This window comes from Ruminococcus sp., from assembly GCF_024691275.1.
Lineage (GTDB): Bacteria > Bacillota > Clostridia > Oscillospirales > Ruminococcaceae > Ruminococcus.
In genome coordinates, this window is the sequence record NZ_JAILNU010000080.1 from 24,879 (window position 1) to 45,069 (window position 20,191).

General features: G+C 44.3%; 13 protein-coding genes and 1 other RNA gene. 12 read left to right on the top strand and 2 right to left on the bottom strand.

Going from position 1 to position 20,191, the window contains the following annotated elements; translation table 11 throughout:
- The 12 genes from K6G33_RS09495 to K6G33_RS15275 all read left to right on the top strand — a co-directional run bounded on the left by K6G33_RS09495 (window position 1) and on the right by K6G33_RS15275 (window position 17,769).
- Window positions 1-4,347 carry an amino acid adenylation domain-containing protein gene (locus tag K6G33_RS09495; RefSeq protein ID WP_296778748.1) on the top strand — a complete coding sequence of 1,449 codons (4,347 nt, stop codon included), beginning with the start codon at window positions 1-3 and terminating at the stop codon, window positions 4,345-4,347.
- Complete coding sequence (locus K6G33_RS09500) at window positions 4,340-5,905, top strand: (2,3-dihydroxybenzoyl)adenylate synthase (protein WP_296778750.1); 1,566 nt, start codon at window positions 4,340-4,342, stop codon at window positions 5,903-5,905. The genes K6G33_RS09495 and K6G33_RS09500 overlap by 8 nt, the downstream gene beginning before the upstream one ends.
- A 143-nt stretch (window positions 5,906-6,048) precedes the next feature.
- Entirely contained in the window at window positions 6,049-6,624 is a 576-nt protein-coding gene (locus K6G33_RS09505; RefSeq protein WP_296778752.1) for an MptD family putative ECF transporter S component, read from the top strand.
- Window positions 6,624-7,355 carry an energy-coupling factor transporter transmembrane component T gene (locus K6G33_RS09510; protein WP_296778754.1) on the top strand — a complete coding sequence of 244 codons (732 nt, stop codon included), beginning with the start codon at window positions 6,624-6,626 and terminating at the stop codon, window positions 7,353-7,355. The genes K6G33_RS09505 and K6G33_RS09510 overlap by 1 nt, the downstream gene beginning before the upstream one ends.
- A gap of 16 nt (window positions 7,356-7,371) precedes the next feature.
- Window positions 7,372-8,871: an ABC transporter ATP-binding protein gene (locus K6G33_RS09515; RefSeq protein WP_296778755.1), complete on the top strand. Its 1,500-nt coding sequence runs from the start codon at window positions 7,372-7,374 to the stop codon at window positions 8,869-8,871.
- Window positions 8,872-8,882: 11 nt separating this feature from the next.
- Window positions 8,883-9,899 carry an AraC family transcriptional regulator gene (locus tag K6G33_RS09520; RefSeq protein ID WP_296778758.1) on the top strand — a complete coding sequence of 339 codons (1,017 nt, stop codon included), beginning with the start codon at window positions 8,883-8,885 and terminating at the stop codon, window positions 9,897-9,899.
- Between the two features lie 126 nt (window positions 9,900-10,025).
- Window positions 10,026-11,837: an ABC transporter ATP-binding protein gene (locus K6G33_RS09525; RefSeq protein ID WP_296778759.1), complete on the top strand. Its 1,812-nt coding sequence runs from the start codon at window positions 10,026-10,028 to the stop codon at window positions 11,835-11,837.
- Window positions 11,837-13,594 (top strand): ABC transporter ATP-binding protein, encoded by a 1,758-nt coding sequence (locus K6G33_RS09530; protein ID WP_296778761.1) that lies wholly within the window; start codon window positions 11,837-11,839, stop codon window positions 13,592-13,594. Before K6G33_RS09525 ends, K6G33_RS09530 begins: the two co-directional genes overlap by 1 nt.
- 251 nt (window positions 13,595-13,845) lie before the next feature.
- Complete coding sequence (epsC, locus tag K6G33_RS09535; RefSeq protein WP_296778763.1) at window positions 13,846-14,790, top strand: serine O-acetyltransferase EpsC; 945 nt, start codon at window positions 13,846-13,848, stop codon at window positions 14,788-14,790.
- Between the two features lie 33 nt (window positions 14,791-14,823).
- A complete protein-coding gene (locus tag K6G33_RS09540) occupies window positions 14,824-15,603 on the top strand; it encodes a class I SAM-dependent methyltransferase (RefSeq protein WP_296778765.1) in 780 nt (259 codons plus the stop codon).
- A 57-nt stretch (window positions 15,604-15,660) separates the two neighbouring features.
- Window positions 15,661-16,443 carry a ZIP family metal transporter gene (locus K6G33_RS09545; RefSeq protein ID WP_296778767.1) on the top strand — a complete coding sequence of 261 codons (783 nt, stop codon included), beginning with the start codon at window positions 15,661-15,663 and terminating at the stop codon, window positions 16,441-16,443.
- Between the two features lie 15 nt (window positions 16,444-16,458).
- A complete protein-coding gene (locus tag K6G33_RS15275; protein WP_367270499.1) occupies window positions 16,459-17,769 on the top strand; it encodes a class I SAM-dependent methyltransferase in 1,311 nt (436 codons plus the stop codon).
- Window positions 17,770-17,973: 204 nt separating this feature from the next.
- Here the strand turns inward: K6G33_RS15275 and eno are convergent, their stop codons facing one another.
- Window positions 17,974-19,272: a phosphopyruvate hydratase gene (gene eno / locus K6G33_RS09560; protein ID WP_296778769.1), complete on the bottom strand. Its 1,299-nt coding sequence runs from the start codon at window positions 19,270-19,272 to the stop codon at window positions 17,974-17,976.
- 575 nt (window positions 19,273-19,847) lie between these two features.
- Window positions 19,848-20,191, bottom strand: a transfer-messenger RNA (tmRNA) gene (gene ssrA, locus K6G33_RS09565); the annotation flags it as partial.

Below are 20,191 nucleotides of genomic sequence, written 5' to 3' on the forward strand. Positions count from 1 at the left end.
ATGGATATTCAGAAGTTTATTTCCGACCTGAATGAAAGAGGTATCTTCCTCTGGAAGGCTGATGAGAACCTCAGATACAGAGCAGGAAAAGAAGGCATCAAGGACGAAGATCTTAAACAGATCAAGGAAAAAAAAGCTGAGATCATGGAGTATCTCGGCAGCATAAATAATGAGCTTACTCATGATGAAGCTGCAAGATATGAGGAGTTCCCGATGACAGACGTACAGTCTGCATATAAGCTGGGAAGAAGCAGCGATTTCGAGTACAGCGGTGTGGGCTGCCATGTTTACATGGAGGTCGAGTACGATGAACTCGATGCTGCTAAGGCTGAGAGAATATGGAACAAGCTTATCCGCAGACATGATATGCTCAGATGCGTATTCCTTGAAAACGGAAAGCAGCAGATAAAGGAAAATGTCAAGGAATTCAAGATACCTTTCGAGAACGTCGGAAGTGATGAAGAAAAGCTCGGCAGGATACGTGAAGAGCTTGGTCATAAGGTATATGACCTCTCTGATTTCCCACTTTATGATATCTGCATCAGCAAGACTGATGATAAATTCATCATGCACATATCTATGGAGCTTATCATTGCGGACTGGGTAAGTATCTCCCTGCTTCTTGACGAGTTCGACCGTCTTTACAAGGACGAGAACAGTGAACTCCCTGAGATATCGGTCACATTCAGGGATTATCAGATGCTTGAGATGAAGAGCCTGAACTCTCCGAAATATAAGGAAGATGAGAAGTACTGGCTCGACAGGCTCAGTGATTTTCCTGCTGCACCCGAGCTTCCGCTTGATATAAAGGAAGATGCAGCTCCGAGATTCACCCGTTATCAGGTGAGTCTGGACCGAAATGAGTGGACAAGGATCAAGGCGCTTTCTTCTAAAAAGAGCCTTACTCCCACATCGGCTGTACTCGCTGTATTCTCGTCGGTCATCGGAACATGGTCATCAAACGAGGAATACTGCATCAATCTTACTCTCCTCAACAGAAAGATGTATAAGGGCGTTCAGCAGCTTGTTGGTGACTTTACATCGGTAAGTATGCTGAGTGTAAAGAGAAACAACAATTTCTTTGAAGCTGCAAAGGCTATCCAGAAGCAGATGGCAGACGATCTTGAGCACCGTATGTATTCTGGAGTTGAAGTGCTCAGAGAGATATCGAGAAGAAAGGGCAGCGCAAGCTCTCTCATGCCGATAGTATTTACAAGTGCAATAGGCTTCAATGACATGGAGAACGGTCATCTGACAAATATCGGCAAGTACGGCATCAGTCAGACTCCGCAGGTATTCATAGATTGTCAGGTAATGGATTCACCTGCGGGACTTACTGTCAACTGGGACGTAAGAGACGGCATATTCCCCGATGGACTTGTCAGTGATATGTTCGGTGCGTTCTCGGATATGCTCGCAAAGCTCGCTGCTGCAAATGAGAATGATGAGATCATTGCAGACAGCTTTATCCCTGCATACCAGATGAAGGAGAGAGAAGAAGCAAACTCCATAACAGGCATTCACCCTGACAAGCAGCTTCATGAGTATTTCCTTGAGCAGGCTGCTGCAAGAGAGAATGAAGTGGCAGTAATTGATGAGTATGAGGAGACCACATATCTCCAGCTGCTCCAGAGAGTGAAGTCGGTTGCAAAGAAGCTCATGAGCGAGGGCGTTGGAAGAGGAGATCATGTTGCAGTTGTAATGGGCAAGACATCATATCAGCTTGCTGCGGTATTGGGAACACTGGCTGTCGGTGCGGTTTATGTACCTATTGATAAGGAGCAGCCGCTGCTTCGTCAGAAGGCTATCCTCGATCAGATAGCTCCAAAGGCTATTATGACCTGCTCTAAGGACAAGATCGAGCTGAAATCCGAGTACGATACTATCGAAACAGATCAGCTTGAACCTTATATCGGCAAATTGGAGCTTTACCACGGCGATCCCGATGACAGTGCATATATCATATTCACATCAGGCTCTACAGGCACACCAAAGGGTGTTGAGGTGAGCCACAGAGCTGCTGCAAATACAATATTTAACCTTAATAAACGCTTCAATATAACATCTGATGACAAGGTGCTTGCACTTGCAAGACTGAACTTTGACCTCTCCGTATACGATATCTTCGGTATCCTCGGAAGCGGCGGAACGATCGTATTTACAAAGGAGGAGGGCAACCTTAATCCGGGACACTGGGCAGACCTTATCAAAAAGCATCATATCACCGTATGGAATACTGTTCCTGCTATGATGCAGATGCTGAACTTCTATTCAAACGGCGATACAAATGCAGATGTAAGTTCCCTGAGGATAGTGATGCTTTCGGGAGACTGGATACCTGTGAAAATGCCCGAGACTATCAGAAAGTTCAGTCCTTCTGCTGAGATACTCTGTATGGGCGGTGCTACAGAAGCTGCTATATGGTCGAATCTCTATCTTTATAAAGAAAGAACGGCTGATATGAGAAGTATCCCTTACGGTAAGCCTCTCGAAAACCAGAAGTACTTTGTTCTTAACAGTCAGCTGAGAGACTGCCCTGTGTGGACAAAGGGACAGCTTTTCATTGCAGGAGCAGGTCTCGCAAAGGGATATTACAACAATCCCGAGGAAACGGCAAATCACTTTATCATTCACCCTGAGAAGAATATCCCGATGTATGCAACAGGTGATATGGGAAGATATCTCCCGAGCGGCGATATCGAGTTCCTCGGCCGTGAGGATTCTCAGATCAAGATAAAGGGCCACAGAATAGAAATGGGCGAGATCGAGGCAACACTCTGCAAGCACCCTGATATTTCCTCTGCTGTTGTACTTGTGCATGAGTTCGGCGGCGAGAAGAACCTCTTTGCCTTTGTTGAGCTTGAAGAAGCTGAGGAGCAGACACACTTTGAGATAATGATGAGCGAAAAGAGCCTTACAGCCGACGAAACTGAGCTCAAGGAGTTTGTTTCCATGAATCTTCCGTCGTACATGGTACCTTTCAAGATACACATCATGGAAAAGCTTCCGCTCAATGACAACGGCAAGGTTGACCGTTCAAAGCTTAAGGAGCTATGCGACACTATCACCAAGGAGAGCATCATCGGCAAGACCGAAAATACCGACGAAGAAGACGATCCGCTCACAAACAAGATCATCGGGCTCTGGGCTGAAACTCTCGGTGTTCCCGAATTTACAGCAGATACAGACTATTACAGCCTTGGTGCGGATTCACTCAGCATCGCACAGGTGGCAAGCAAGCTCCGCGACATTATCAATGCCAGCGATGATTATAACAAGGTTCCTTACAACGATCTTTTCAGCGCTATGCTCCATGATTCAAACACAAGATCTCTCGTTAAGTTCATCAATACCTATGATGAGAGCGAGCACGTTGAGAAGACACAGAAAAAGAATATCGGACAGATAGTTCGTTACGGCGGAGGAAAGAAAGGACCTCTCAGAGTTGTGTTCCATGCAGGTGTTGGCACAATGAGCGGACTGCGTTCGTTCCTTGACAAGCTTGAAGAACAGGAGCTCGGACCTATAATCGGTATCATCGTTTCAGATTTCGATACTTACTACAAGACAGACCCGTATAAGCTTATTGAAATACTTGCAGATGACTATACCGAGCTTATCTGCGGCTGCGGCGCAAAGGAGATACAGCTCATCGGATATTGTATGGGCGGTATCATTGCTGTTGAAGTTGCGAGAAGACTGAAGCTGCGCGGTGAGAATCTTATTGATCTGGTGCTTGTTGAAAGCCAGCCAATGACATACATGGTCAAGGACGAGCTCGTAATGGAAGCGCTTTTCCAGAAGCTCCTTGATATAAATATGCAGATGCTCGGCTTCGGAGATGTTCCCGATGATGAGATAATTGCCTGCATGGGAGATGTTATCACCGAGAATAACGGAGCTATACCCAAGGGCGCAATGACTGCACTCCACGGTGAGGGTGTAAGAGAAGCAGTCGGCGATATATTCAGGAAGATGCAGGAGTATACCGCAGACGAAAGACTGATGATGTATATACGTGCAGCTGAAAAGGTGGCAGGAAAGCGTATATCAGCAGAAATGGTAAAGAGCCTCTTCTTCAACTTCAAGCAGAGCATTCAGGCTTGCTATATAGAATCAGTGCCATATATGGGCGATATCCGATTCCTTGAAGCAAAGGAGAAGATAGCTTATATCCCATGGGCTAACAATGGTGCAAAGATATGGGAAGAGGTATGCATGGGCGAATACAGTGTTGATGAGATCGAAGGCGATCATTACAGCTGCATAAAGCGAAAGGAATACCTTGACCGTCTTGTATATCTCGTAAGCAAGCCGCTTATTGAAAGGAATGACGAGAATGCATAAGGATTATGTGAAAATGGGCGTATTAAGTCCTGTTACATTTGCAGAATATGTCAGGGATTGGGCTGAAAAATATGGCGAACGCACTGCGGCTATAGATGAGGAGACCGAGATAACGTACAGCGAGCTGCACCATAAAAGCAGCCGTCTTGCGTCAGGACTGAAAAAGCTCGGCATCGGAAAAGGAGACCGTATCGCGGTACAGCTCCCGAATTGCATATCCTTTCTTCTTGTGTGCTTTGCAGCACACAAGATAGGTGCGATACCGCTGATGATACTGCCTGCAATGCGTGAACAGGAAATAGTGGGCATATTCAAAAAGGGCACTCCGAAGGCTTATGTCATTCCAGAGAGTTTTCTGGGCTTTGAGTACGGTGCTATGGCTGAAAATGCAAAGAAGCAGTGCGATTTTCTTGAATATGTCATCACCTGCGGAAATAACGGTGCCTTGACACTTGACAGCCTTTATGATGACAACGAAGCCGAGGTGTACGGCGGATTTGCGGAGCAGCCTGCGTTTCTTCTCCTTTCGGGAGGAACGACCAATACTATACCAAAGCTGATACCGAGAACTCACATGGACTATGCCTATACAGCTGTTGCAGGCGGAAAAAAATGCGGCTTCAATGAGGATACGGTCTACCTTGCAGCACTTCCTGCCGAGCATAATTTCACTCTCGGAAATCCAGGAATACTGGGAACGCTTTTTGTCGGAGGCAAGGTAGTCTTTGCTCCGACAACGAGTGCCGACGAGACTTTTCCGCTGATCGAAGATGAAGGCGTTACGGATACGTCGGTAGTTCCATCAGTGCTGAAGCTCTGGATAAAAGAGGCAGAGTATGATGAGTATGACATATCGAGCCTGAAGGTCATAATGGTCGGAGGTGCAAAGCTGGAGCGCTCTCTTGCAGAGCAGGTAAAGCCAAAGCTGGGCTGCTGTTTAAGGCAGGTATATGGTACTGCTGAGGGACTTAATACCTGCACATCTCTCGACGATCCCATAGATGTTATCGTAAATACGCAGGGAACACCTTTCAGCGAGTATGACGAGATAAAGATAGCTGATGAGAACGGCAAAGCAGTACCAAACGGAACAGCAGGCGAGCTTCTGCTCAAAGGTCCGTACACTATCCACGGCTATTATAATGCGCCCGAGCAGAATAAAACGAGCTTTACCGAAGACGGCTTTTATAAGAGCGGTGATATGGCAATGCTCACAGAGAAAGGTGATCTTGTTATTATCGGAAGAATGGTCGAGCAGATCAACAAAGGCGGCGAAAAGATACGTCCTGCTGAGGTCGAAGAGATACTGCTGTCATATGACAAGATAAAAGATGCAGCTGTCATCGGAGTGAAGGACGATGATCTTGGTGAAAAGATCGCGGCTTTTGTAGTCACGGACGGCTGTGACATCAATGAAGAAGAGGTTCGGAAGTACTTTTTTGAGAAAAAAGTTACGGGCTATAAGATACCTGATAAATTGGTGATGATTGATAAAATTCCACTGACGAAGATGGGAAAGCCCGATAAAAAAGAACTGAAAAAGATGCTTGAGCAGTAAAGATAATATAAAAATTATTCGCCTTGAAATACAGGCGAATAAATTTTTTTGCAATGTTAGCTTTACAAAACTAAGTTAGTATGATATAATATCATTTGGCATAGTTATTATATGCAAACATAATGTTATCAGGAGGTCATTTTATGAAACTTAAAGGCAAAGATCTGATGAATATCGGTATATTTACAGCAATATACCTTGTATTGACGACAATTGTCGCCGTGCTTGGCTTCATACCCATATTTATCCCGCTTCTTATCGTATTCGTTCCGATCATCGGAGGCATACCGATGATGCTGTATTATGCGAAGATAAAAACATTTGGTATGCTCACTATCACAGGTATTATCTGCGGTATCTTCATGATACTTACAGGTATGGGATACTGGAGCGTTATCACAGGATTGATTTTTGGACTGATCGCGGATATTATCGTTAAACTGTCGGATTATAAAAGCTCGTTTGCAGTAACGATCTCATATGGATTATTCTCCATGTGGCTGCTTGGAAACTACCTCCCCATTGTTTTCACAAGAGACAGCTATTACAAAGACCTTATTTCAAATTACAGTCAGGAATATGCCGATAAATTAATGGGATATATGCCATTGTGGATGATACCTGTGCTTGCGGCAGCAGGCTTTATCAGCGGTATCATAGGTTCATTTGTCGGAAGAAAGATATTCGATAAGCACTTTAAAAAGGCTGGAGTTGTATAATGAAGAAGGAATTCCTCGTCAGTGAAAAGAAGAACGAGCGTGTTGAGCTTGATCCGCGCACAAAGCTTGCGCTGCTCATTACTATAGCTGTATTTGTGCTCGGACAGACTGCAAGCAAATCCCTTGGAGCATATGTTATAGTTCTTGCGATGCTTCCAATCCTTCTGATGATGATATCGGGAAAGGTAAAAAATGCAGTAATGTTCCTGCTTATATATGTATGCTGTATGCTTGTGACGATCTACGCTGTACCCGAGCTTTCGGGAGCTTTTCAGTATGTGGTGATAGCTCTGTGCAGCCTTTTCATGCGATTCCTTCCGGGTATCGCAATGGGATATTACACTGTAACTACCACGACTGTCAGCGAATTTATAGCAGCGATGGAAAAGATGCATATCACAGATAAAATAACTATCCCGATGTCGGTAATATTCCGTTTTTTCCCGACTATATTCGAGGAATGCTCGGCGATAAACGATGCGATGAAAATGCGCGGGATAAGTCTCAGGAATGCAGGAGCACTGGCGATAGTTGAATACAGATTAGTGCCTATGCTGATGTGTTCGGTGAAAATTGGCGAGGAATTGAGCGTTGCTTCGCTTACAAGAGGTCTCGGCGGACCTGTTAAGCGGACAAATATTTGCAGCATAGGATTCAGGGCTGCGGACATCATACTGCTTGCTGTTTGTGCAGCAGCTTTTGTACTGTGTATAGTTGGAGCGATAAAGTGACGGAAGGCAATAATTTATGATAGAATTCAAGGATCTTTCTTTTAGTTATAGTTCGGGCAATGTAAACAAAAATGATGAGACTGACACAAATAATGGCAGTCTCAGGAATATTGATCTTACGGTCAGGGACGGCGAATTTGTTTTGCTTACAGGGAGTTCGGGCTGCGGTAAAACAACGCTGATACGTTTTATAAACGGTCTGATACCCAATTTTTTCAGCGGTGATATAAAAGGAGAGGTTCTTCTTGACGGGAAGAATATCTCTGAAATGTCACTTTTTGATCTTTCGTCGAGAGTGGGGTCTGTGTTTCAGAATCCCCGTTCTCAGTTCTTCAATGTGGATACCACGAGTGAGCTTGCATTCGGCTGTGAGAATCATGGCATAGAGGTATCGGAGATAAAAAAGCGTGTAAACGAAGTTTCGGAGAAGCTTGCCATCAAAAAGCTCATGGGAAGAAATATTTTTGCGATGTCAGGCGGTGAAAAGCAAAAGATAGCCTGCGGTTCTGTGGTAGCTGTGCAGCCTGATATATATGTGCTTGACGAACCGTCTTCAAACCTTGATGTTTATGCTGCCGATGAACTGAGAAAGTTCCTTGTTATGCTCAAGTCAGCAGGCAAGACTGTGGTGATAGTGGAGCATCGCCTGTATTATCTTGCAGATCTTGCCGATCGTGTTATCGTAATGAATGAAGGAACGATAAAATATGACAGTACTATGGAGAACTTCAGGAAGCTTTCCGAAAATGAGAGAGCAGGCATGGGACTGAGAGCTCTGAGTCTTACGGATGCCGCAGATGTATATAAAAAGACCGTTAATAAAGAAGCTTGTGACAGCTGGCACATTAATGACCTGAGATTCAGGTTCAAGGGAGAGAATGAAGATGTTCTCAATATTAAAGACGAGAGCATATCATCTGGCAGGATAACAGCTGTTATAGGTCACAACGGTGCGGGAAAGACGACCTTTTCACGAGTACTTTGCGGCCTTGAAAAAAGAGCAAAGGGCACTATCGAAAAAGACGGGAAAGCTTATAACAGCAAGCAGCGTCTGAAGAAATGCTACATGATAATGCAGGACGTTAATCATCAGCTTTTTACCGAGAGCGTACTTGATGAGATATTTATCAGCATGGAGGAAAAAAACGAAGATGAGGCAATGGATCTGCTGCGGCAGATGGATCTTGAAAAATACAGCAGCGCTCACCCCATGTCACTTTCGGGCGGTCAGAAGCAGAGAGCTTCGATAGCTTCTGCAATGGCTGCGAAAAGAGATATCTTTATATTTGACGAGCCTACAAGCGGACTTGATCTTTATCACATGAAACAGGTTGCCGCAGCTCTTGGAGCACTGGCTGATTCGGGAAAGACAGTCGTTGTTGTCACTCATGATGTTGAGTTTGTTCTTATGTGCTGTGATGAAGTTGTACATCTTGAAGAAGGAAACATAACTGAGCATTATGCTCTTGATTCTGATGAAAGCAGGAAGCATCTGCTGGATTTCTTCAATGTCTGACGGAGGATAGCATGGATATCTTTGATAAAACGATAGACTGCGGTGTAAATCTCGAACCCGTGATAGATACAGATGAATGTATTGTTTTCAAAATGACATCTGAAAGCGGTTCAGGAAATATGGTCGTCAGAAAGGTGTTTGACGGCGCATTCATAATGCACATCGATATAAATATGAAGGAGTGCATTTCGGGATTCCGTGTTCAGGACGATGCCGAGATGCTGAGCATTGACCACTGCCGCGAGGGGAGAATGGAATTCAAGGATAAGCATGGAAGCTTTTCGTATTTGCAGGAGCAGGAAGTCCGCATAGATACGCGCAGGAATCATTCGGGTACAGCGTTCTTTCCCCTGAGCAGATACCGCGGCATAAGCATCGGCTTTGAAACAGAACGTGCGGAACATACCCTGAAAAATATTTTCGGAGGCTTTTCTGTTGATATATCAACTTTAAAGGAGAAATTCTGCTCAAGAGATGTCCCCTATATCATGAAGGAGGACTATATAGAGCATCTTTTTTCGGAGTTGTATTTTGTGCCAAAGAAGATAAAAAAGGATTATTACAAGATCAAAACACTGGAGCTTATACTGTATCTTGACGCTTTGCAGCCTTATACCGCTAAGGAGAAGCATATGTATTTTTTCAAGGAGCAGATCGAAAAGGTAAAAGCGATCGAAGAAAAAATAACTTCAGATCTTCAGGTGCATTATAATATATCCGAGCTTGCTGAAATGTACGATATGTCTGTCACAAGCATGAAGGATTGCTTCAAGGAGGTCTTCGGTGACACTGTGTATTCTTATCTGAAACGTTACAAAATGAATAAAGCTGCGGCACTGCTGGCAGATTCGGCTAAAATGCCGATAACAGAGATATCGGGGCTTGTAGGCTACGAAAATGCCAGCAAGTTTTCGAGTGCGTTCAAGTCTGTAATGGGACAGACTCCCATGGAGTACAGAAAAACTTATCATCAAAATGGTTCAGTTTTGACAAATCGGAGTAGCACAGATGACGGCACAGTGCTATAATAATTACAGTTGATATGGAAACAATAACACTTTTCTGACTGCTTATCGGAAAAGTGTTAAATATGAACTACCTGTTTGCTTTATCTAACTATTTATATATTCAGAAAGGAAAGTGGTTTATAAATCATGAAAAAGGAAACCAAAAAGAGCAGTTGGCTGAAAACGCTTTTTTACTTCGCCTCACCCTGCAAAGGAAAGATGATACTGTCAGTCATATGTGCGATAATAAGCGTTTTCGGAGGATTTGTCCCGTTTTACTGCGTATACAAGATACTCATCTTGTTCATTGAAAAGACTCTCACGAATGGCGACATATTCTTCTGGTGCGCAGTGGCGTTCGGCAGTTATGTGGTCAAGATAGCATTTTACGGTATTTCGACCATACTCTCCCACGTAGCGGCATACCAGATACTTGAAGGTATCAGGCTTCGTATTTTTGACCGTCTCATGAAAACTCCGCTCGGTGTGGTAATGAGCAGGAGACTGGGCGAAATGAAGAACATCATCATGGATAAGGTCGAAGATGTTGAGCCGCCGCTGGCGCATATGATACCTGAGCTTTGCTCGAACCTGCTTCTTCCGATATGCATTTTCTCATGGATACTTGCTATTGACTGGAGAATGGGTCTGGCGGTATTCATTTCGCCTGTGATATCGCTTATCCCGATGGCTATGCTCATGAAGGATTTCGACAAGCAGTACAAGAAGTACATGGACGCAAACAATCATGTCAACAGCGTTATCATAGAATACGTCGAGGGAATTGAAGTCGTTAAGGCTTTCAATCAGAGCTCTGTATCTTATGCCAAGTTTGCCAATGCAGTGACCAGCTTTAAGGAATTCACGCTCAACTGGTTCAAGAGCAGCTGGAAGCTCCAGAATCTCACCTTTGCGATAATGCCTTCCACACTTCTCGGCACACTTCCTGTAGGACTTGCACTTTATCGCTCAGGAGCTCTTTCTCCTGCGCAGCTCGTAATATGTCTTCTTCTTTCACTGAGTATCATTGCACCTCTCATGAAGGTCGCAAATTTCACCAATGAGCTGAAAGCTATGGAATTCTCGGTAAACAAAGCTGAGGAGCTTCTTGAGCTTCCTATACTTCCAAGTGTTGATGAAAGCAAAAAAGCTAAGATCGAGCATACTGACATCGAGATCAGAAATGCCAGATTCTCCTATACCGATAAAGAGAATGACGACGTTATCAACGGACTTAATATCAGCATACCGCAGGGCAGCTTCACAGCTCTTGTCGGACCTTCGGGCGGCGGTAAATCCACTGTTGCCAGACTTATCTCCCGTTTCTGGGACGTATCGGACGGAAGCATAAGCATTGGCGGAGTAAACATTAAGGATATGCCCCTTTCACAGCTTCAGCACATGATAAGCTTTGTAACGCAGGATAACTTCCTCTTTGACTGTTCACTTAAAGAAAATATACGTCTTGGTGATCCGTCTGCAACAGATGAGCAGGTCTATGCAGCTGCAAGAGCTGCCTGCTGTGATGAGTTCATCAGTAAGCTTGAAAACGGCTATGACACCTCGGCAGGTGATGCGGGAAAGAGACTTTCAGGCGGCGAAAAACAGCGTATCGCCATTGCAAGAGCCATGCTGAAAGATGCTCCTATAGTTATACTTGATGAGGCTACAGCGTTTACCGATCCTGAGAACGAAGACAAGATACAGACATCTATCATGGCACTGTCAAGAGGCAAGACACTTCTTGTTATCGCTCACAGACTTTCTACCATACAGTCCGCAGATCAGATAGTTGTGCTTAAAGACGGTGCAGTTGAAGCTGTAGGAAAGCAGGAAGAGCTCCTTGAAAAGTGTGAACTCTACAATGATATGTGGAAGGCTCACATCGGCGCGAAAAACTGGTCTGTACACAAGATCGAGGAGATAAGGAACAACAGAGAAAAGGAGCATATAGGCTGATGTTTAAGACGATAAAAAGGATAATGCAGTGGTCATCGGAGTATAAGTCAAGGATATATGCAGGATTCGTATGCTCGTTCTTCATGAGCTGGGCAGCAGCTTTTCCGACGCTGATCGCAGCATATTGCCTTGAAAAAGTCATAGTGTCCTGCTGGAATGATACTCCTTTGGACGGAGCACTTATATGGCAGTCTCTTGCGGCAATGGTAGTTTGTATAATCGTAAGGTTCGCACTTTCGTATGCAAAGAATGTTTTGCAGGAAAGCGTGGGATACGAAGTAGCAGCCAAAGAGAGAATAGGTCTCGGCGACGTTATAAAGCGAGTTCCGCTGGGATATTTTGCAAAAAACAGTGTGGGAGATATCCTTGCGGGTATCACAACAGAGCTTTCCGCACTTGAATTGCAGAGCATGAAAATGATAGATTCAGTTGTTAACGGATACATCAATCTTGCGGTAATAGTTATATGTTTGTTGGCTGTTAGTCCGCTGTCAGCCGCGATAGCTGTTGCAGCTACACTGCTCTCCGCACTGGTGCTCCACGGAATAAGCAAGCACAGTGAAAAGACCTCAAAGATAGCGCATAAAGCAGTCGAGGACCTTTCAGGGGCAGTTATCGAATATATACAGGGACTTTCAATCGTTAAGTCCTTCGGACAGGAAGGCGTGTCGATGCAGCATACTAAACAATCCTGCGAAGACCTTAAAAACATAAATCTCAAGATCGAATACGGATTTACACCTTTTAATTGCCTGCATCTTCTTATACTCAAAGCTGCATCGGTATGCCTTATAGTTATATGCGGTATCGGAGCACTTAAAGGTGATATGAGCGTATTCTCATTCCTGATGTTCGTACTGTTCTCATTCACTATCTTCTCTCATGTAGAGAATATCAATGATGCAGCTCATGTTCTCGGACTTGTTGACTCGGCAATGAATAAGCTGGAGCGTCTGAAGAATACAGATTTCATCGACAAGGACGGAAAGGATATCGACCTTGACAGCTATGATATCGAGTTCAAAAATGTTGCATTTGGCTATGACAGCAGAACTGTGCTCAGCAATGTGAACTTCACAATACCTCAGAATACGACTACTGCAATCATTGGTCCTTCGGGAAGCGGCAAGACAACTATATGCAGTCTTCTTGCGCGTTTCTATGATGTTAATTCAGGAACGATAACCGTTGGCGGCAAGAATATCAAAGAATTCACCTGTGACAGCCTGCTGAAAAATATCAGCATGGTTTTCCAGAACGTGTACCTTTTCAATGATACGATCAGAAATAACATAATGTTCGGTGATCCTGATGCTACCGAAGAGGAAATGATAAGGGCAGCAAAGAATGCACGGTGCCACGACTTCATAATGTCATTCCCCGACGGATATGATACAGTTATCGGCGAGGGCGGTTCGTCCCTTTCGGGCGGCGAAAAGCAGCGTATATCCATTGCAAGAGCAATGCTGAAAAATGCTCCTATAGTTATCCTTGATGAAGCAACCGCCAGCATTGACCCTGAAAACGAACATCTTATCCAGGAGGCTCTGTCTGAGCTTACAAGAGGAAAAACTATCATAACTATCGCTCACAGACTTGCAACTATCGAGAACGCCGATCAGATACTCGTTGTAAATGACGGCACTATCGCTCAGAAGGGAAATCATCGTGAGCTTATCAGCAAGGAAGGCATTTACCGTAAATTTATCAAGATACGTGAAAATGCTGAGGGCTGGAAAATTTCAAACAGCTATTAACTTACTCTCCTTATTTAACGGGCATATTTCTCATAAACGAGAAGTATGCCTTTTCATTTATTTGAGCATATGAAGGAAATTTTGCTTTTTCTGCACTTGACAATGAAGTTCAGCCATGCTATAATAATGTTAGTGCACACTTACATTTATCTATCCATCGTTAGTGATGGATGAATTTTTGATTATGTATTAGTATATACTAACACAATGCTGTGTCTTTATTTTTCATTGTTCAGGAGGAGAGCTTTTAATTGAGTAAAATAGAAGAAAACATAAATGATGTTGTATGTGAACTGGTATATGATTACGGCAAAGGTGAAACCATTGATGAGGCAGGCATATTCGATCACCCCGATAAAGAAGCTATAATTGATATAATATCAAGTCTGAGAAAGATCGTTTTTCCGGGATACTTCAGGAACAGGGGAATAAAGGTGTATACTCTCAGAAATAACCTGTCAATGCTTATCGAAGATGTTATGTTCAAGCTTGCCAGACAGATAGCGATTGTTATCGGAGGAGATGAGGACAATGACGCAGAAATCGCGGAAAGTTCAAAGCTCATAACACTTGAGTTTATAAAAAGACTGCGAAAGATCAGAGAATACATTGATGCAGATGTTCAGGCGGCCTTTGACGGAGATCCCGCAGCTTTCAGCAAAGATGAGATAATATATTCCTATCCCGGACTTTTTGCGACTTTTGTCAACAGGATAGCGCATGAGCTCTATCTGCTGAATGTTCCGATAATCCCACGCATGATGACGGAGTATGCCCACAGTGTCACAGGAATAGATATACATCCGGGTGCATCAATAGGCAGAAATTTCTTCATAGATCACGGAACAGGCATTGTGATAGGTGAAACAACAGAGATAGGGGATAACGTTAAAATATATCAGGGAGTTACTCTCGGTGCATTATCAACAAGAGGCGGTCAGGCTCTTAAAAACAAAAAACGTCACCCTACAATCGGTGATAATGTTACAATATATTCAGGCGCATCAATATTGGGAGGGGATACTTTCATCGGAAAAGATGCAGTTATAGGCGGCAACGCTTTCATAACACGTTCAGTTCCCGACGGAGCAAAAGTCAGTGTAAAAAATCAGGAGCTCATGTACAATTATAAGATTTCAAAACCGATCGAAAAACGCGGCATATCAGAAGATACGAGCTGGTTTTATATTATCTGATACGGCGTAATATAATGAAAAGGAGTATTAATCATGGAACTTACATTCGGAGATATTCAGGAAACAGCACTTATCCCTCTTGCTATAAAGGCAAGCGAGACCTCTCGTCCTGATGCGAGGATAAGGGACGTAAAAGCAAAGGAGATCATCGACACACTCGGAGTTGATGTCAGCAGATATGATCCGTTTTTGTCACATGAGGGCGTTGTAGCAAGAACCCTAATGTTCCGCCGGAAGATCAAGGAGCTTTTGAAAAAGTATCCTGATGCTGTTTGTGTGAATCTTGGCTGCGGCTTTGACGATAAGTTCTCGCAGGTGGATAACGGAAGGCTGCAATGGTTCGATGTTGATCTGCCTGACCAGATAGAAGTGAGAAGAAAGGTATATAAGGACAGGGAACGCTGCACAATGCTTGACGGAAGCGCTCTTGACGGCGAGTGGACAAAGCAGCTCCCGAAGGCTAAAGTCAGCATAATCATTATGGAAGGTGTGCTGGAATACTTCAAGAAGGAACAGGTCAAGACCTGCCTGAATATGCTCTGTGACAGCTTTGAACACGGCTATCTTCTGGCAGAGCTTCATTCGCCGTTCCTTGAAAAGCACGGTAAGCATCATGACGCTGTAAAGCATACCAATGCGACATTTGGCTGGGGAACAAAGTCGGGTGCGGAATATATTCCTCTTGAACCTCGTATGCGCCTTGTTTCGGAGCAGAGCTATAACGATGAAATGAAAAAATATTCTATCCGCGCAAAATTATTTGCGATCATCGGAAAGAATATGAACAACAGGCTTGCAGTGTTCAGGTGGTAATTGCAGCCAGCTGCATATTGCAACAGCGGATTATTATGGGATATCTGAGATGATTATATGAATATGAAAATTTTATCAGGACTTTTGCTGCCTTTCCTGGGTACTTCGCTTGGTTCGGGCTGTGTGTTTTTTATGAAGCACGACCTGAGCAGAAATATTCAGCGCGCACTGACAGGTTTTGCAGCAGGTGTGATGATGGCAGCATCTATATGGAGCCTTATTATTCCTGCTATGGATATGGCTGACAATATGGGAAAGCTTGCATTTATTCCTGCGGCAGTTGGATTATGGTGCGGTATTCTGTTTCTGCTCCTGCTTGACAGCCTGATACCGCATCTTCACATGAATGCTGATAAAGCAGAGGGACTGCCTTCAAAATTTACACGGACAACAATGATGGTGCTTGCGGTCACGCTTCATAATATTCCTGAGGGAATGGCTGTAGGCATCGTGTATGCGGGCTTTTTAACAGGCTCGGCGGATATGACTTCAGGCGGTGCGCTTGCACTTGCACTCGGAATAGCTATACAGAACTTTCCCGAGGGAGCGATAATATCCATGCCCCTTCATGCAGATGGCAAAAGCAAAGGGAAAGCATTTGCGGGAGGTGTTCTTTCGGGAGCAGTTGAACCTATAGGAGCACTTCTCACGATACTGTCCGCGAGCTGTTTCCTGTCGATCATGCCGTATCTGCTCAGTTTTGCCGCAGGTGCAATGATATATGTGGTCGTTGAGGAGCTCATACCCGAAATGTCAGAGGGAGAGCATTCAAATATCGGCGTAATAATGTTTTCGGTTGGATTTACAATGATGATGATACTTGATGTTGCACTTGGGTGAAAGGAAGTTTGATCTATGACAAGCACGGAATACAAGGACTTATCGGTTAGGGAGTTTACAAAAGCCGCAGAAATATATGAATCAGACAATGCAGGAGTATATAATATGTGCAGAAAGGATTATCCTGATGTGCTGGCAGAGCTGGAAAAAGAGCCGTTTACCGATCTGCTTGACTGCGGCTGCGGCACGGGTCCGATGCTGACGCTCCTGCACGAGAAATATCCCGAAAAGCATTACACAGGTATCGACCTGACTCCAAAGATGATAGAGGTCGCCAAAAGGAAGAACATGAAAGGTGTTGAACTTGTGGTCGGCGACTGTGAAAACCTTCCCTTTGAAGAAAACTCCTTTGACGTTGTTATATGCTGTGAAAGCTTTCACCATTATCCTGATCCGCAGAAATTTTTCAACAGTGTATACCGAGTTCTGCGTCCTGATGGAAGGCTCATACTTCGGGATATGACCATGAGCTCGTCAGCTGTGCGCTGGTTATGCAATCACATAGAGATGCCGCTTGCCCATCTTGCAGGCAAGGGAGATGTCCGCATATACGGCAGGGAAGATATAAAGGAACTGTGCGGCAATGCAGGACTTTATATGGAATCATTTGAAAAGCGGGACTTCTGCCGTTTGCACTGTGTTGCAAGAAAGAGGAAAAATGCAGTGAAACGCTACAATAATATTGCAAGTTCATACAAGCGTTCGCGCAATATCTATGATGATGTCCTGACGCAGAATAAGTGGTGGAGCAAGCTCTATATACGCTTGTTCTGGAGCGGTGCAGATGATAATATGATAGCGGAAAGGCTGCTTTCGCATATACCTGATGATTTTTCGGGAAAGCTGCTCGATGTTCCTGTGGGGACAGGAGTTTTTACGCACAAAAAGTACGATGTGCTGAAAAATGCGGACATTACCTGTCTGGATTACAGCGCTGATATGCTGGAGCAGGCTTGTGAACGTCTGAAAGCGCAGAAAAATATAACGCTTGTGCAGGGCGATGTGGGAAAGCTGCCATACGAAAAAGGCGAATTTGATGTTGTGCTGAGTATGAATGGATTTCACGCTTTCCCCGATAAAAAGGCAGCTTTTTGCGAGACCTTCCGCGTACTGAAGAAAGGCGGAAAATTTATAGCCTGCTTCTATGTAAAAGGGAGGTCACGGGTTACGGACTGTCTTGTAAAGAATTTCCTTGTTAAGAAAGGTTGGTTCACTCCGCCTTTTGATACTGTGCAGACACTGAAAAAACGTCTGGAAAAGGTATATGATATTGAAGAGTTTAAAGCAGAAGGTTCTATAGTTTATTTCTGCGCAGTAAAAAAATAAGGTATCATATGAGGAAAACATATCGACTTATAAGATAACTTGCCTGTATAAGACGGATACCTATATAGAAGCAATGCCCCGAAGCACTTTGAAATGCTTCGGGGCATTATACTATACGATTTGAGTCGTTAGCTCATTGCAGGGACGCTATAATAAAACTTGCATCTGATCCCTGCATGATGTAACGTGAAACTCTTGCGGAGATCACTTCTTAACATTGAATGCAGACATACCGGGATAACAAGAAGAAGCTCCAAGCTGCTCCTCGATACGGAGAAGCTGATTGTACTTTGCAACACGCTCCGAGCGTGACGGAGCTCCTGTTTTGATCTGGCAAGTGTTAAGTGCAACAGCAAGATCGGCGATAGTAGTATCGGCAGTCTCGCCGGAACGGTGTGAAGAAATTGCAGTATATCCTGCCTTGTGAGCCATTTTGATAGCTTCGAGAGTCTCAGAGACCGAGCCGATCTGATTGAGCTTGATGAGAATAGAATTTCCTGCGCCGAGAGCGATTCCCTTAGAAAGGCGCTCAGTATTGGTAACAAAAAGATCATCGCCAACGAGCTGAACCTTGTGTCCGATCTTAGCAGTCATCTTCTGCCAGCCTTCCCAGTCTTCCTCGTCGAGACCGTCCTCAATGGAAATTATAGGGTATTTGTCAACAAGAGCCTCCCAGTGAGCGATAAGCTCGTCGGAAGTGAACTCCTTGCCGCTTTTGGGCTGCTTGTAGAATCCCTTGCCCTTTTCGCTCTTCCACTCGGAAGAAGCAGCGTCCATAGCGATCATAAAGTCCTTACCTGGTTCAAATCCGGCAGCCTTAACAGCTTCAAGGATCTTTTCGATAGCCTCCTCGTCGCTTGTGAGCTTATTGGGAGCAAAGCCGCCCTCGTCACCTACAGCGGTAACATCACCCATATCCTTAATGAGCTTTTTCAGTGTGTGGAAAACCTCAGCGCACCAGCGAAGAGCTTCACTGAATGAAGGAGCTCCAACCGGCATTATCATGAATTCCTGAGTATCAACAGCGCTGTCAGCGTGAGCTCCGCCATTGAGAATATTCATCATAGGCACAGGGAGCTTAGTTCCCTGGATACCGCCGAGAAAACGATAAAGCGGAATATCGAGCGAAGCAGCAGCTGCTCTTGCACAGGCGATAGAAACAGCAAGGATAGCGTTTGCGCCAAGCTTTGATTTGTCCTTAGTACCGTCAGCTTTTATCATGGCTGCATCAACAGCGTAGATGTCGGAAGCGTCCATACCTGTGATAGTATCTGCAATGACAGTGTTGATATTTTCAACAGCTTTTGTAACGCCTTTTCCGAGGTAGCGCTTACCGCCGTCACGAAGTTCCAGTGCTTCAAATTCACCTGTTGATGCACCGCTTGGAGCAGTTCCTCTTGCAACAGTTCCGTCAGCAAGGGTGATCTCAGCTTCAACGGTAGGATTTCCACGGGAGTCAAGTATCTCACGTCCGACAACTTTTTCGATTTCTAAATAGTCCATAGTTTCCTCCAGAATATATATTTAATGTTGGCAGCTTAACATTGTACCTAAGACTTTTTGCTAACGATAGGGTATACGTCGGGGATAACGCAGTATGGCTTGATAACGACCGTGAACAAAGAGTACTCGGCAGCAATTGAAAAGCATTAACATTATTGACGGTGCAGGCTCAGATATGCAGAATATTCGCACAATAAACTTGTCCGCACAGAGGTATATCGCAGGAATACTATGCAGAAAAGTTCGGTCCTGCATAACCGAAAGGAGCCTGCTGTAATGATTTATTCAGTTAGAATCAACTAACAATTTGATTATATCATCATTCTCTGCAGGTGTCAATTTGTAGGAAGTATATTTGTATATACTAACAAATTTAAGGCTTTCAATTGTGTTAGATGTAGATAACTTAACAACAGCACTATTGAAAAGAATATGTCATTGTATATGTGCAGCTTTCATGTTAAATGTCTATAAGACGTTTCAAAGAAGCACACATAATGTAAAAACTGTACGGCTTTCAGGCAAAAAAATAGCCGATAACTCGAGGTATTCTCAAATTATCGGCTAATTTCCGTTGGTGGAGGCGAGGGGAATTGAACCCCTGTCCGAAAGCCCATTCATGCAACTTTCTACGAGCGTATTTTACCTATTATGATTCCCTGAGACGACCGCCGATAAACGGGCTGAAGAAACAGGTAGTCCGTATACAACTGACGGACACGGACACTTCCGACAGTCGTTCACCGCTAATCGATGCCCAAGCGAGAGCCGCGGTACTCTCCCGGTGGACAGAAGCTGACTTAAGCAGCTACCAGTACTCTATCGTTTGTAGATACTGTAATGTTATTTCTTGCGTTTATATTTAAACGTGGCGCAGGTTATGGAGATCACGCCATTCTCCGCTCGCTTATCACACTTC